13 protein-coding genes are annotated in these 14654 nt (G+C 41.3%); 8 read left to right on the plus strand and 5 right to left on the minus strand.

Going from position 1 to position 14654, the window contains the following annotated elements; translation table 11 throughout:
* Positions 1–9 precede the first annotated feature (9 nt).
* On the minus strand, positions 10–327 hold the full coding sequence (gene cyaY, locus PR761_RS10275) for an iron donor protein CyaY (protein WP_006814596.1): 318 nt from the start codon (positions 325–327) through the stop codon (positions 10–12).
* A 214-nt stretch (positions 328–541) separates the two neighbouring features.
* Here cyaY and lptM point away from each other — a divergent pair, with 214 nt between their 5' ends.
* The 8 genes from lptM to PR761_RS10315 all read left to right on the plus strand — a co-directional run bounded on the left by lptM (position 542) and on the right by PR761_RS10315 (position 8123).
* Positions 542–727 (plus strand): LPS translocon maturation chaperone LptM, encoded by a 186-nt coding sequence (gene lptM, locus PR761_RS10280; RefSeq protein ID WP_006814595.1) that lies wholly within the window; start codon positions 542–544, stop codon positions 725–727.
* A 21-nt stretch (positions 728–748) separates the two neighbouring features.
* A complete protein-coding gene (gene dapF, locus PR761_RS10285) occupies positions 749–1573 on the plus strand; it encodes a diaminopimelate epimerase (RefSeq protein WP_039854887.1) in 825 nt (274 codons plus the stop codon).
* Between the two features lie 25 nt (positions 1574–1598).
* Positions 1599–2303 (plus strand): DUF484 domain-containing protein, encoded by a 705-nt coding sequence (locus tag PR761_RS10290; RefSeq protein ID WP_006814593.1) that lies wholly within the window; start codon positions 1599–1601, stop codon positions 2301–2303.
* Positions 2279–3214: a tyrosine recombinase XerC gene (xerC, locus tag PR761_RS10295; RefSeq protein WP_006814592.1), complete on the plus strand. Its 936-nt coding sequence runs from the start codon at positions 2279–2281 to the stop codon at positions 3212–3214. The genes PR761_RS10290 and xerC overlap by 25 nt, the downstream gene beginning before the upstream one ends.
* Positions 3214–3930 carry a 5-amino-6-(5-phospho-D-ribitylamino)uracil phosphatase YigB gene (gene yigB, locus PR761_RS10300; protein WP_006814591.1) on the plus strand — a complete coding sequence of 239 codons (717 nt, stop codon included), beginning with the start codon at positions 3214–3216 and terminating at the stop codon, positions 3928–3930. Before xerC ends, yigB begins: the two co-directional genes overlap by 1 nt.
* Before the next feature lie 219 nt (positions 3931–4149).
* Positions 4150–6312, plus strand: a complete 2163-nt coding sequence (uvrD, locus tag PR761_RS10305; RefSeq protein ID WP_039854886.1) for a DNA helicase II — start codon at positions 4150–4152, stop codon at positions 6310–6312.
* A gap of 207 nt (positions 6313–6519) precedes the next feature.
* Positions 6520–7302 carry a hypothetical protein gene (locus tag PR761_RS10310; RefSeq protein ID WP_154610752.1) on the plus strand — a complete coding sequence of 261 codons (783 nt, stop codon included), beginning with the start codon at positions 6520–6522 and terminating at the stop codon, positions 7300–7302.
* A 236-nt stretch (positions 7303–7538) separates the two neighbouring features.
* A complete protein-coding gene (locus tag PR761_RS10315) occupies positions 7539–8123 on the plus strand; it encodes a 2OG-Fe(II) oxygenase (RefSeq protein ID WP_154610754.1) in 585 nt (194 codons plus the stop codon).
* A gap of 199 nt (positions 8124–8322) precedes the next feature.
* Here PR761_RS10315 and prfH read toward each other — a convergent pair whose 3' ends face one another.
* The 4 genes from prfH to PR761_RS10340 all read right to left on the minus strand — a co-directional run bounded on the left by prfH (position 8323) and on the right by PR761_RS10340 (position 14135).
* The gene (gene prfH / locus PR761_RS10320) at positions 8323–8934 is read right to left on the minus strand and encodes a peptide chain release factor H (RefSeq protein WP_006814587.1); all 612 of its coding nucleotides are present in this window, start codon (positions 8932–8934) and stop codon (positions 8323–8325) included.
* Entirely contained in the window at positions 8934–10067 is a 1134-nt protein-coding gene (locus PR761_RS10325; RefSeq protein ID WP_154610755.1) for an RNA ligase RtcB family protein, read from the minus strand. The genes prfH and PR761_RS10325 overlap by 1 nt, the downstream gene beginning before the upstream one ends.
* Before the next feature lie 874 nt (positions 10068–10941).
* Positions 10942–12663 (minus strand): amidohydrolase, encoded by a 1722-nt coding sequence (locus PR761_RS10335; RefSeq protein ID WP_006814584.1) that lies wholly within the window; start codon positions 12661–12663, stop codon positions 10942–10944.
* 98 nt (positions 12664–12761) lie between these two features.
* Entirely contained in the window at positions 12762–14135 is a 1374-nt protein-coding gene (locus PR761_RS10340; protein WP_154610757.1) for an APC family permease, read from the minus strand.
* Positions 14136–14654: the final 519 nt, after the last annotated feature.

A 14654-nucleotide genomic window follows, 5' to 3' on the forward strand; every position in this document is an offset into this window, starting at 1 on the left:
TCTGTGCAATTAAAAAGAAAATGGAGTGTGGCTTTGGAAGGTAATCGCATTACCTAGCATCGATAGAAATTCTTGACCAGAACGGTCGCAAATCCACTTACCATCTTGATAATTATAGTGATAGCCGCCTTGTTTAGTCGCTAACCAGATTTGGTGAAAAGCTTCTTGTTTGTTGATGATAATTTTACTGCCATCTTCGAAGCTTAGCGTCATAACGCCACCATTGATTTCGCTATCAATATCGGCATCGCCATCATAATTATCAATATGCTCTTCAATTGAACTCAGTAATTGCTCTGCTAACTGATGAAATTCACTATCGTTCATAGTCTGTTTCCTGTTTATATTTTTATTTAGCCGAAATTATAGGGTTGAATAGGTTCAAGGGTCAAACTCGTCATTCTCGAATGCCGAGATGCCATTTGAATTATTTAACGTATATAATATTAATATGTTTGATAAACAGGCGTGATTTGAAAAGCGACACCTGTTACTGTGTGAAATATCAGATCTCAAAATTTAGTCTTACAGGCGAAACACAATGAAAAAAAGTTTATTTGGGCTTAGTGCACTGATCGTTTTATTCACCCTAACTGGCTGTGGCTTAAAGGGCCCTCTGTATTTTCCGCCTGAAGAAAGCGTTGAGACTCCAGCAAAATCAGCACCTCAAGCTAAAGCGCCAAGCAGCTCGACCCAAGAGCCTGCTGCGGCTACGAATAAACAGTAAGCCGCTGTTATGGAACGTGAAATGCAGTTCTCAAAAATGCATGGTTTAGGCAATGATTTTATGGTGGTCGATGGCGTTACTCAGAATGTCTATTTCTCACCAGAACTGATTTGCCGTCTTGCTGATAGGCATACTGGAGTCGGTTTTGACCAGCTTTTATTAGTCGAAGCGCCTTATGACCCGGATCTCGACTTTCATTATCGTATTTTTAACGCTGATGGAAGTGAAGTTGCACAGTGTGGAAATGGTGCGCGTTGTTTCGCTCGCTTTGTTCGCCTGAAAGGGTTAACGAACAAACAAAAAATTAAAGTTAGCACGCAATCTGGACGAATGACCCTCACTATTAATGAAAATGATGATGTGTGTGTCAATATGGGGGAGCCAGAATTTGAGCCTCAAAAAGTCCCATTTCGCGCGGTAAAAGAAGAAAAGACCTATATTATTCGTGCGCAAGAACGTACAGTGTTATGCGGTGTTGTCTCAATGGGAAATCCCCATTGCGTTGTCCAAGTGGAAAGTGTACAGACCGCAGAAGTTGAGGTATTAGGTCCTGCACTTGAAAGCCACGAAAGATTCCCAGAGCGCGCAAATATCGGTTTTATGGAAATCGTTAGTGCTGAACATATTCGTTTACGTGTGTATGAGCGTGGCGCTGGGGAAACACAAGCCTGCGGTAGTGGTGCGTGTGCTGCGGTAGCAGTCGGTATTGGGCAAGGTTTACTATCGAAACGAGTTCGTGTCGACTTGCCGGGTGGTTCTCTCGATATTAGTTGGGATGGCCCTGGTACGCCGTTATATATGACTGGTCCTGCAACCCATGTTTATGATGGAGTGATCCAAATTTAATCTTGATTGAGTAAAGAGGGAAATAATGGAGAAGAGTGAAAGCGTACCAGACATCGCTCATGGAATAGATGAGCAGGATGTGGTGCAATATTTAAAACAAAACCCTTATTTCTTCATCCGCAATGCGGCTCTTGCTGAACAACTCAAGGTTCCTCATGCCGTTCAGGAAGCCATTTCGCTACCTGAATTGGTGATGAGTACACAGCGTCAAAAAATCAAAAATCTTGAACAAGATATCCGTTTTATGGTGGAACAAGCCCATGAAAATGGACAACTGTTCGATGAACTTCTCTATTTAGTCATTGAAATGTCATCTGCAAGTAGCTTGCGAGAAATGCTATTTTCGTTAAATCGTTGGGCGAAGAAACTAGGGCTGTCAGGTGCAACCGTGCGCTTATTTAACGATTGCTGGCGGTTATCAGCCCCATTAGATGCATGTGATTTGATGATAACTCGACGGGTATTTGAGCCAGTCAGAATTCAACGGTTTGGTAGCAATCTTAATTATCTTGGGCGCTTAAACGGTCCAGAAATCCAGTTATTACTCCCAGATGCCCATAATGTAGGGTCGGTCGCTATTTCACTGTTTGGTCATCACGGAGAGTCTGGCATGGTGATTTTCACGAGCCGTGACCGTGATCATTATCAACAAGGAATGGGAACAGTGATGCTGGAGAAAGTGGCTCAAATTCTACCGAGGTTATTATGCCAGTGGATAGAACGTCTGTAGAGTCTCAGCCTGAAGGGCTGATGACCCAAGTGGAAGCCTTTTTACGTTATTTACGTGTTGAACGTAGACTAAGCCCTGTGACTATCACTAATTATCGCCGACAGTTGAGCGCAGTCTGCCAAATCCTTGATGAGCTTAAAGTCAGCCAGTGGCAACAATTAGATATTGCGATCGGACGTAATGTCGCCGCAAAAAGTCGCCGTACAGGTTTGCAAGCGGCAAGTATGGCACTTCGCTTGTCTGCACTGCGTAGTTTTTGCGATTGGATGGTAGAGCAAGGTGAACTCCCCGCAAATCCCGTTAAAACTATTCATGCACCGAAAGGCAAAAAGCGTCTCCCCAAAAATATGGATGTGGACGAAGTGTCCCAATTGCTGAATATGGATAGCGGTGACCCTCTCGTCGTTCGTGATAGAACCATGTTAGAGGTGATGTATGGTGCGGGGTTACGTCTTTCCGAACTTGTTGGGCTGGATGTGAAGCATCTGGATCTGAATTCTGGTGAGGTTTGGGTCATGGGTAAAGGCAGTAAAGAACGTCGGATCCCCATGGGAAAAACGGCGGTCAACTGGTTAAAGCGCTGGTTAGAGATGCGTGAACTTTATGATCCTGAAGACGGTGCTGTTTTTATTTCGACACAAAGTGGTAAACGAATTTCTAACCGTAACGTGCAAAAGCGTTTTGAACAGTGGGGAATTAAGCAAGGGGTGAATAGCCATATTAACCCCCATAAATTGCGCCACTCTTTTGCTACTCATATTCTCGAATCAAGTGGTAATTTACGTGGGGTACAGGAGCTATTAGGTCATGCTAACCTCTCCACGACGCAGATATATACCCATCTTGATTTCCAACATCTTGCCAGTGTTTATGATGTGGCTCATCCGCGAGCAAAGAGGGAGAAATCGTAATGCATTTTTACCGTCCTTTATCACCCATAAAAGCCATCACTTTTGATTTGGATGACACTTTATACGATAACCATCCGGTGATTGATAAAACAGAAGCTGAAGTTTTACGCTTTATTCGCGAATATGACCCACGCTTTCATCATTTCACTAATGATGACATTTATGCATTTCGCTATTTAGTGGAAGAACAAGAACCCAGTATTTGCCATGATATTACGCGCTGGCGTTGGTTATCCGCTAAGATGATGCTGTGCCATTATGGTTATAGCAGAGAGGATGCTTTAAAAGGGGCGGATGACATTATGGCGCATTTTAATTATTGGCGTAATCAAATCCATGTCCCTGAATCTACGCATCAAATATTGGCTCAGTTAGCACAAAAGCTACCTTTAGTAGCGATCACTAATGGAAATGCAGAACCCCAAGCTTGTGGATTGGGCGACTATTTTGAATTTGTGTTAAAAGCGGGTCCTGATGGGCGCTCAAAACCTTTCTGCGATATGTATCACCTTGCTGCTCAACGCTTAAATCTTGAGCCTAATGCCATTTTACATGTGGGTGATAATTTACTGACAGATGTTGAAGGTGCAATTAATAGCGGGATGCAAGCATGCTGGATTAATACTGGTGATAAGACTCTGATGGAAGAAAAAGAGGTTCGTTTATTACCTCATGTTGAAATTTCTAAGTTGGTTTCTCTCTTGTCATTGGTATAATCCTTTTTCTGTATAAAAACACAGTGGTGTAAGCCACTGTCAGATCGTTTCCAGACCTATAGGGCTTGGAAACAGATCTTTTTGGGTGTGAAAATAAACGAGGAAAATCAATTTATTGATTTTCGACTGATAACACAAAGAGGGAAAAAACACGCTTTTATCCCTCTTTGTCAGCAACCTCACAGTGGTGTAAGCCACTGTTTTGCTTTGATGGTAACTATGGACGTCTCATATCTGCTCGAAGGTCTTAATGACAAACAGCGTGAAGCGGTTGCTGCTCCGCGCACTAATTTACTGGTACTTGCGGGTGCGGGTAGTGGTAAAACGCGCGTATTAGTACACCGTATTGCTTGGCTAATGTCGGTGGAAAATGCATCTCCATTTTCGATTATGGCCGTCACATTTACCAATAAAGCTGCCGCAGAAATGCGTCATCGTATCAACCATTTAATCGGAACTAGTGAAGGTGGGATGTGGATTGGTACTTTCCATGGTTTAGCTCACCGTCTGCTACGTCAGCATTATTTAGATGCGAATCTTCCACAAGACTTCCAAATTTTGGACAGTGATGACCAATATCGCTTGATCCGCCGTTTGCTCAAAGCCATGAATCTGGATGAAAAACAATGGCCACCCCGCCAAGGGATGTGGTACATCAACGGTAAGAAAGATGAAGGATTACGACCTCAACATATTGAAAGTTACGGTAATCCAGTTGAGGCAACTTGGCAGAAAGTGTATCAAGCTTATCAAGAAGCTTGCGACCGTGCAGGGCTTGTAGATTTTGCTGAATTACTGCTAAGAGCACATGAACTCTGGTTGAATAAGCCTCATGTTCTACAACATTATCGTGAACGTTTTACCAATATCTTAGTGGATGAGTTTCAAGATACCAATAGCATCCAATATGCTTGGATCCGCATATTGGCAGGTGATACGGGTAAAGTGATGATTGTTGGGGATGATGACCAATCTATTTATGGTTGGCGAGGCGCTCAAGTGGAAAATATTCAGCGTTTCTTGAATGATTTCCCCGGCGCAGAAACGATCCGTCTTGAGCAAAATTACCGTTCTACCAATAATATTTTGAAAGCAGCAAACACACTGATCGCCAATAACAGCGACCGTCTAGGTAAGAATTTATGGACGGAAGACGGTGATGGTGAGCCAATTTCGCTCTATTGTGCATTTAATGAATTAGATGAAGCTCGCTATGTGGTTGGGCGCATCAAGCAGTGGCATGAAAACGGTGGTGCATTGCAAGATTGCGCCATTCTTTATCGCAGTAACGCCCAATCCCGTGTGCTGGAAGAGGCGTTAATTCAAAGTGCTATGGCATACCGGATTTATGGTGGCCAACGGTTCTTTGAACGCCAAGAAATTAAGGATGCATTATCTTATTTAAGATTAATTGCTAACCGTAACGATGATGCCTCTTTCGAGCGCGTTGTGAATACTCCAACTCGTGGAATTGGTGAGCGTACGCTAGATACGGTTCGCCAAACGGCACGGGACCAGCAGTTAACCCTCTGGGAAGCTTGTGAGTATTTACTTCGTGAGCAAGTCCTCGGCGGAAGAGCTGCAAGTTCTATTGAACGTTTCCTTGAATTAATCGACGCCCTCGCTAAAGAAACCCAAGATATGCCGCTGCATGTTCAGGCTGATCGCGTGATTAAGGACTCAGGCCTGCGAGCGATGTATGAGCAAGAAAAAGGGGAAAAAGCCCAAGCGCGTATCGAAAACTTGGAAGAGCTGGTTAACGCCACCCGTGATTTTAGTTATCAAGATGAAGACCAAGACTTAATGCCACTACAGGCATTTTTATCTCACGCTGCGTTGGAATCTGGTGAAAGTCAGGCGGATGTGAGCCAAGATGCCGTACAGCTAATGACGCTTCACTCAGCAAAAGGGCTGGAATTCCCTGTTGTATTTATGGTGGGCGTGGAAGAAGGCATGTTCCCAAGCCAAATGTCGATGGATGAAAGTGGTCGCCTTGAAGAAGAGCGTCGCCTTGCTTATGTGGGAATTACCCGTGCGATGGAAAAACTGACCATCACTTACGCAGAAAGCCGCCGCTTATATGGTAAAGAAGTTTACCATCGTCCTTCACGGTTTATTGGTGAGCTGCCGACGGAGTGCGTGGAAGAAGTTCGCTTAAGAGCCACAATTTCTCGTCCTGTTAGCCATCAACGTTTAGGTACGCCAATTAGCCAAAATGATTCTGGCTATGCATTAGGGCAGCGAGTGATGCACCCTAAATTCGGGGAAGGCACCATTATCAATCTTGAAGGTAGTGGAGAGCATTGTCGTCTACAAATTGCTTTTCAAGGGCAAGGGATTAAATGGCTGGTGGCATCTTATGCACGGCTAGAAAATATCTAGCTATTGTGAGTAAAATGAAGCAGAAATAATGTTTAATTTCTGCTTCATCCTTTCATATAAATAAAAATTTCAATTAAATTATTGTGACTAAAACTAATGTTCATTTAATTTATATTTTTATTATTTAATATATTAAATATAAATTGGTTATTTTTAAAGTATTAAAATAAAATTCATGCTCTTTTTATTTTAAAGGGATTTTTATACATGAAAATTGATTTTGATTTGAATTATTCAAAATATGAAAGATTAAGTGGTCTATTAAAATCAGTCGAAAATAGGATTGATAAGATTAATAAATTAAGGTCTTCCTTAGATAAACAGATGGGAAGGGAAATATCTAAATATCAATTTGATACTTCTATCTCATCAGATGAGATAATAAATGCCTATCAAATGAAAATGTTTATTGTAGATACGAAATTCTATTTGTCTAAAGAAAAATACGATCTTACATTAAATTCTATTTCAGAAATGAAAAGTGCCATCTTCAAAGATAAGGCATTATTTAATAATAGGAAAAATAATCAAGATTTTAATAGCCAAGATAATGCATTTGACTTAAGTATTAATGAAAGTCAATATGACATTGCTTTAGATGCAAGAAAGGAACGAATTTTAGCCTCAAAAGTGTCACAAAAAATGTCGTATAAATATACATTGCCGAACGCAATAAAAAGGAATCTTGTTAAGCTAAACAATGAGTCTGAGCATATGAATAATAAATTATCTGAAATTACAGAGTTAAAAAAAGAGATAATCAATGATTATATTAAAAAAATGCAAAATGTGTTGAATAGTGAAAAGTTGGCATCAATGAATATTACCCATAGTGAAGATTTATTGATCAGTGAACAAATTGCAGGATTCAAACCTAATGATGAAAGTAGTTCATCTGCAAGTATAGACACTATGATACAGGATCAAAAGCCAAACAGTCATATGCAAATGTGTTTCGGTAGAACAGCTATGTGTGGAGTAACACACTAACCCTATAATTTTGTAGATTGGACTAGGTGGCTCTCCTGCTATGGTGAGCCCTTTTAATATCTATAATGGTATATATTTACTTTTATATCAAAGTGATAAATATTATTTTATCAAAGCTTATTTTTAGTATTAATTATCGATATATTTGTTGAATCATCAAGATTCACGTTTTTAATTTTAATTTTTTCTGATAATAAAGTATAAAATATTACCTAATAACCACTCTTAGATTCATCATGTCCATCGATAAACTTATTGATTCACTTGCCTCGCAAGGTTGGTATGTGTGGGATGATTTTCTTGATTTATCAGACGTACAGGCTATTAAAAAATGTATTCCTGAAACGTTGCAAGATGCACGCATTGGCTATCAAAATACATTACAAGACAATAAAGGGATACGTGGAGACCAAACTGTTTGGCTCGAATCGAATATGGGGGCACCAATTGTTCGCTATCTGGATAAAATGGAAAGCCTGCGTCAGGAGCTGAATTATCAGTTATTTTTAGGATTGCGTGATTTTGAGACTCATTTTTGTCGATATCCAAATGGCGGGTTTTATAAGAAACATGTGGATAATTTTAAAGGGCAAGGGCGTCGTAAAATCACCACGGTACTCTATATGAATGAGTCATGGCAACTGGGTGATGGTGGTGAGCTAGTGATGTATGATTTACAAGATAAAGCGCTATTTAAGCTAGAACCATTAGCGGGTCGTATGGTGTTTTTCTTATCAGAAGATTTACCCCATGAAGTTCTGCCTACCCAACAAAAGCGTGAAAGTATTGCCGGTTGGTTTCTAACCGAAAAAATACTGTAACCCTTTCTCGTCTATGCCGCCTCTGCAAAGGGGCGGGCTGTAATTAATAATCCCAATAATAAAACTAAAAGTTGTATATGAACTATGAGTTTGTTTTTTTTAAATTAATTCCGTTATTTTAAAGTTATTATCTTGGTACTCAGTACTGCTGCTAGGTAATTAATTGGAGAACCACAGATATATTGTGGTTCCCCATAACTTAGTTAACTCGTTTAAACTCATTCCCAACAAACGTTATTGATGCATTTCCACGCTCAATCTGATAGTGAGAATGATGACGTTGTTTATCGAGATCCGTTCTCTGTTGAGATTGAAATTCACTGAGCTTCCAATGGATTAACTCTTTCGCTAGCCTCTTATTTGCATGTTGGCTACGCTCTGATTGGACTTTCACACTAATCCCTGTTGAGACATGCTTGGCACGTACCGCAGAACAAGTTTTATTCACATGCTGGCCACCGGCACCTTGAGATTTCGTAAATTCATATTCGATTTCACTCTCTTCTAAAGGCTGGATAGGCGAAAACGCAATCACGCTGATAAACCAGTTTTTGCGTTTATGACGTGGTCGTAAGGGGCTTTGGCATTGCCATTGAACGGTTCCACTCCACACGTTGACCAGTTGCTCGCTCTGTTTCCCCTCTAAGGAGACTAACACGGACTTTAACCCCTGTTTTGAGGGAAAAGACTCCAACACATCAATTTGAACATCTAACAAAGCGGCCTCTTTTAAAAAGCAGGAAAAAGCTTTTTCCACGGCGATGCAACATTCATCCGGCCCTTGAGCTGAGGAAAATTGTAATAATGTCATTAGCAATCTCCGCTCGTTTTATAGGTGATCACCGGCGCTAAGCGGGCAATAACCTGAATGATGCCGACGTTTACCATGCTTTCGATAACGGTCTCAATGGATTTATAGGATTGCGGTGCTTCTTCATAAATCAATTGTTTGTTTGCACAAATAACGCGACTGCCCAAGGCGGTGCGAGATAGCTGTAACGGCGTATAACGATGAGATAAACGACCTTTGCATTCCGTTCGCATCCATTTTCGCCCTGCGCCATGGGCAAGGGAATTTAAGCTTAAATCACTGGCAATCGGTGCGACTAAATAGCTGTGATCGCCGCGAGAACCGGGGATAACCACGAAACCTCTATCTGATGGCGTGGCGCCTTTGCGGTGTAGCCAGCCGTCAATACCGTCGATACGACATGGCTCTACAAGATTATGATTGAGACTGAAACGCTGCTCTCCAGATGTCTTAACTTGTTGCATCATCCGCAGTCCAATTAATTGGCGGTTGATTTGTGCGAACTGTAGTGCGTCTTGGTGTGCGTTGAGGTAAATTTCAGCATCATCAGATTGCTCATCCAGCCCATTATGACTATGTTTTTCAACATGTTGACGTAGAATAGATTGCCCTAAACCACGCGAGCCACTGTGTACGAGCAACAATAATTTTTGTTTATCAAGACCGCTTTGCTCAAACAGCGCTTGGTTTACGATTTTATCGACGGATTGGAATTCCGCGAAGTGGTTACCGCCCCCAATGGAACTGAGGGATGCCATAAAATCATGGGACTTCATGAACTCAGGAACGTGCTCATCTAGCCACTCCAATGGTGCATGATCCGTCATTTCAGATAGCTGTTTTTCCAGCTTATCCAAGTTAACTTTGGCACGCTTAATATCGGTTTGGAACAGGCTCATGCCACAGCCGATATCGTTACCCACCAACGCCGGATAGAAGCGTTTAGCGGAGAAAAATGCAGCACCAATTGGGTAGCCACGCCCAGGGTGTAAGTCAGGCATGCCGACCACAGAAACCATGTTGGGTAAATTAGCGGTTATTTGTAATTGCTGGATTGCTTTACTTTCAATCCATGTAGATTCTGTCGCGATATAACGGATATGTTCGCCCACAGAATGAAGGGTATTGCCCATAAGCTATTAACTCATTTTTAATGTGAAAAATAAGGTGATTAGCAGGCAAATTTTGAGAAGATAGCTGAACTAACGTTTAAAACGATTTTTAACGTCTAAGACTATTTCTGGTTCTGCCCGCAAAGAGTTTGATTAATTGTTGTCATGATGAACCTCCTTGCAGTGAATTGAATGAATGAAAACGCGGCGGATAGTAACGAGAACATTTTTCTTTTGCAAGAGGGAAGGGAAAAAAAGTGTAAAATCAATCTTTATCCTAAAGTAATTAATAAATGAGAAATTAATTATTTTCATGATAAATAATAATGAAAAACTCAAATTTATATTTAATTCTAGATTTGAATATTATAAAAATATTTCATTAAGATAAGCGTAAATAGGTATATTTTCACTATTTTAACTTTGCTACTCTTTTGCTGGGTGCTTGATCTTACTCAGTTCAAGCATTTATTTTTGGTCTGGGAAAGAAAAAGCCCCGTTAGTGATATTCACCAACGAGGCTGCACTCCCAACCACACAATCGGGAGTGTGCCTCTTAATAAAAAAGAGGTCAAGGAGAAATGACAAAGTACGCAATGATAGCGGTAGTTTCTATTTGCGTAACAATATTGGGTTGCTCATTTTTAATAAAGGATAGATTAAGCTATTTGCATATTGATAATGACAATACAGTTGTTCAGGTGAAATTGGATTACGAAATCAATTAATCATCGAGTAGGGAAATTAAGTTGATTTAACCTAAATTAATTCAGTTTAATGACAGTTAATTTCCCACTCTTTCTTCTTTCTTATTACCGGTTGGGATATCAAGCACCCAAACTAAAGTGCCCCAATATAATTGGGGCACTTTTACTATTTTAACTAATTAAAAAAACTATGCAGCGATATGAACGGTTTTTCCGCCCACAATAGTGCGCAGCACTTTCACATTTTCAATATCATCTGTAGGGATGGTAAATACATTGCGATCCAGCACGATCATATCCGCGAATTTACCCGCCTCAAGCGATCCTAAAACATCTTCACGATGTTGCGCATAGGCTGAATCAATGGTCGCTGAACGTAGAACCTCGATCACGGTCATATCACGGTCGTTATCCAGTCTTGGGGCTGGTTGCCCGTTAATATCACGTCCACGGCGGGTTGCTGCGACTTTCAAATCATACCATTCATCGAAATCATCAATTGGCCAGTCGCTACCAAAAGCAACAACGGCACCCGCATCAATGAATTTTGCGATAGGCTCAAGTTGTTCAAAGCGGGTTTCACCCAGCATATTTTTTTCAAAAATTGCTAACTCTGGTGTTGGTGCAGCCCATTGGAATGAGAGGCAAGCAATCGTTTTTAAACGCGCAAAGCGCTCATAATCTTTTGCATCAACTAATTCATTATGTGCTAATCCTGGGCGGATATCTTTTTCAGGATGGGCGGCACGCATTTTTTCAATGGCATCTAAGACGATGGAAACCGCGCCTTCACCTACGGTATGTAAGTGAGGATCGTAGCCCGCAGCTGCAATTTTTTCGAGAAGTTCATCAAGAATTTCAGCCGTAAAATACAGGTCACCGTAGTTATCAGTTTCTACCCAATTAGGTGCGCTATCTGTCCCTTTATTCACACGGTATGGCTGTAATAATGATGCGGTCATGGTTGGATATTGCAGCACGCCGTCCACGAACATTTTGATATTACGCAGACCAATTCCCGGTTCAGGAGTCCATTGTGCTTGGTGCCATTTCTTCGCAAATGCGACGGCTTCATCGACTGCTGCTGCAACAGCAGCGACATTTGGCGTATTATCTGGAGTAATTTCACGGGCAGCTTGAAAGCGTAAAGTGAGATCGCCACGTTGCTGTAACTGTGCGAAAGCTTCAAGTTGCTGTTCAGAAACTCGCGCATCCATCACCATGGTAACGCCTTGTTGATTGAGAACTTTTTGGACTAATTCGGCGACTTCGACAGCCTGATCTGCACGAATTGAAGGGATGCTATCGGCAGCACGCATTGCAGGAGCATCTTCCAAAATACCGTTAAGTTCACCATTTTCATATTTACCGATTTTGCCATCTGCTGGATCGGGGGTTTCTTTAGTGATGCCAAATAATTCTAAGGCACGGCTATTGGCTAATAAGGTATGGCAGTCATTGGAAAATAGTACCACTGGGCGCTTTGTATTGAGCTTGTCCATATCTTCACGGTACATATCAATACCTGCTGGTAACATGCCTTGGCGTAACCATGCAGTGACTTTTAGCCAGTCATTTTCGCCGGTACGAGGATCTTTATCGAGGTGATCTTGCACGCGCTGTAAAATTTGGTCGATAGTCAGGGATTCATAATTTAGGTGACAACCGAACAGCTGAATCCCACCCCAAAATGGGTGCATATGTCCATCAATGATCCCCGGCATCATCATCTTACCTTCAAGATCGATACTTTCCGTTTCCGGTCCTACATATTGATGTAATTCATCTGATGTCCCCGTCCCAAGAATATAACCTTCTTTTAAGGCAATAGCGTCAACAACGCTATCTTGACCGTCTGCGGTATAGATATAACCGTTGAAATAAATAACATCAGCAATTTTATTATTCATCGTAAACCGTCTGTATCAAGGGCTCGTTAGGAGCCAGAATTAAAAAAATAACGGGGAAGGCTTAGCTTCCCCGTAATCATTAAGTCGAATAGTAAAAATTAATTAATAATCATCTCGGTTTCGGCGTCAGAAATAGCCGGAGGACGACGAGTAAAACCATGAGTCAGAAGCGTGAGGTAACCTGCCCCTGCGGCTAGCCAGCATAAGCCAACAGTGAAGGCTTCTGCATCTAGACTTGTCCATAACCATAAAGTGAGTATGACACCAATGGATGGCATAACTAAGCAGGTCAGCAATTTGGTGCTATCAAGAGGGGCTTTGCGGTCGACATAAAAATGTTTAATCACTGACAAATTCACAAAAGTGAACGCAATTAATGCCCCAAAGCTGATCATGGACGCCACCATGCTCAGTGACAATACCAGAGATAACAATGACGCCACCGCAACAAAGATAATCGAATAAATTGGTGTATTCAGACGTGGATGCAAGTAAGCAAAGAATGAACGCGGCAATACGCCTTCACGGCCCATTGCGTAGAAAATACGCACAATACTTGCTTGTGAGGTCATTGCAGACGCAAACACACCGATGACATAGGCGGTGATAAAGCTAGATGCCATTAGAGATGCGCCGATAAGTTGCATTTTAGCGCCAACGTTTTGCATCACCGCGAGACTGGCGACATCCGTATTCGGAATGAAGTCTTGCCACATTGGGTACATCAAGTGGGCACCGTAAGAAATGGCAATAAACATCGCACCGGCAATAAAGACCGTATACAGAATGGCTTTTGGTAATGAGCGACGCGCATCCTTGGTTTCTTCCGCCATGGTTGAAATAGCATCAAAGCCTAAAAACGCTAAGCAGAGCACGGCTGCTCCAGCAAATAATCCGGAAGCTTGTGAAGACATTACCGTTAGCGGAGCCATTAATGCATCCATGTCCAAGACAAATGCGTTTTGGAAACAGATATATAAAAAGACAGCGATGAAGACAAATTGCATCAGAATTATCAGCATATTCATCCAAGATACCAATTTGATACCCAAAATGTTCATTAAGCTGACAATGGCAATTGTGCTACAAATAATGACTGGCATTGGAATATTAGGGAGAGCTTCGTGGACAAAGATCCCAATTGCAATGTAGTTGATAATCGGTAGGAATAGATAATCGAGGAGCTGTGCCCAACCGACTAAGAATCCAAGAGTACCACCAAAGGTTTTTTGCACATAGGAGTATGCGGACCCAGAAAGAGGGAGCGCGCTCGTCATGCGGCAATAGCTCATGGCAGTAAAAAAGACAGCAGCGAGTGTAATTAAATAAGCGATAGGCAGGTGCCCTTCACTTAATACAGTCACTTGTCCATAGGTGGTGAAAATTCCGAGAGGCACCATATAGGCCAGCCCGAAAAACACTAACGCAGGGGTGGTCAGTACACGTTTCATGTGAACGGTATTCTGTTGCATTTTGAAGCCCTTCCCAAAAGCCCTTAACAACGTCAGCTCTTTCTGAATAGACAGGCGGAGCGAACCTAAAATGCAGCCATATAACGGAAGCTATAGCACTACATGTTTTTGTATTTTTTACATACTTAAATGAATTAATTAGGTATGTGGTAGAACGCCTTGTATTCAATTTCAGAAAACCTCGCACCAGGGCAGATATAAATACCTGACATCGTGCGCACTTTAATGAAACGTCAGTAATGAATCGGACCATTACCATCCGCTGGGGTGAATACAAGCGGCGTACAATATAATTATCAAGTTACTATTAAGCAATCATTTATTTCTATAAATAAATATACTGTTTTATTTCAATGAGTTGATGTATTTGGGGTATAAGTTGATTTTGAATTAAATTAAGTTAAATATGAATTATTATTTGTATAAAATCAAGTATTGATTTTTAGGTTAACCAATTGAATTTATTGAATAATTTATTTTTTATTTAAATTTTATAATGATGCAAAGAAATGATAGAGG

It is taken from the genome of Providencia sp. PROV210, assembly GCF_028479445.1.
GTDB lineage: Bacteria > Pseudomonadota > Gammaproteobacteria > Enterobacterales > Enterobacteriaceae > Providencia > Providencia rustigianii.

Bases quoted from the DNA above. Each gene is read 5' to 3' on its own strand.
- cyaY (WP_006814596.1), bottom strand. From the start codon at position 327: ATGAACGATAGTGAATTTCATCAGTTAGCAGAGCAATTACTGAGTTCA.
- lptM (WP_006814595.1), top strand. From the start codon at position 542: ATGAAAAAAAGTTTATTTGGGCTTAGTGCACTGATCGTTTTATTCACC.
- dapF (WP_039854887.1), top strand. From the start codon at position 749: ATGCAGTTCTCAAAAATGCATGGTTTAGGCAATGATTTTATGGTGGTC.
- PR761_RS10290 (WP_006814593.1), top strand. From the start codon at position 1,599: ATGGAGAAGAGTGAAAGCGTACCAGACATCGCTCATGGAATAGATGAG.
- xerC (WP_006814592.1), top strand. From the start codon at position 2,279: ATGCCAGTGGATAGAACGTCTGTAGAGTCTCAGCCTGAAGGGCTGATG.
- yigB (WP_006814591.1), top strand. From the start codon at position 3,214: ATGCATTTTTACCGTCCTTTATCACCCATAAAAGCCATCACTTTTGAT.
- uvrD (WP_039854886.1), top strand. From the start codon at position 4,150: ATGGACGTCTCATATCTGCTCGAAGGTCTTAATGACAAACAGCGTGAA.
- PR761_RS10310 (WP_154610752.1), top strand. From the start codon at position 6,520: ATGAAAATTGATTTTGATTTGAATTATTCAAAATATGAAAGATTAAGT.
- PR761_RS10315 (WP_154610754.1), top strand. From the start codon at position 7,539: ATGTCCATCGATAAACTTATTGATTCACTTGCCTCGCAAGGTTGGTAT.
- prfH (WP_006814587.1), bottom strand. From the start codon at position 8,934: ATGACATTATTACAATTTTCCTCAGCTCAAGGGCCGGATGAATGTTGC.
- PR761_RS10325 (WP_154610755.1), bottom strand. From the start codon at position 10,067: ATGGGCAATACCCTTCATTCTGTGGGCGAACATATCCGTTATATCGCG.
- PR761_RS10335 (WP_006814584.1), bottom strand. From the start codon at position 12,663: ATGAATAATAAAATTGCTGATGTTATTTATTTCAACGGTTATATCTAT.
- PR761_RS10340 (WP_154610757.1), bottom strand. From the start codon at position 14,135: ATGCAACAGAATACCGTTCACATGAAACGTGTACTGACCACCCCTGCG.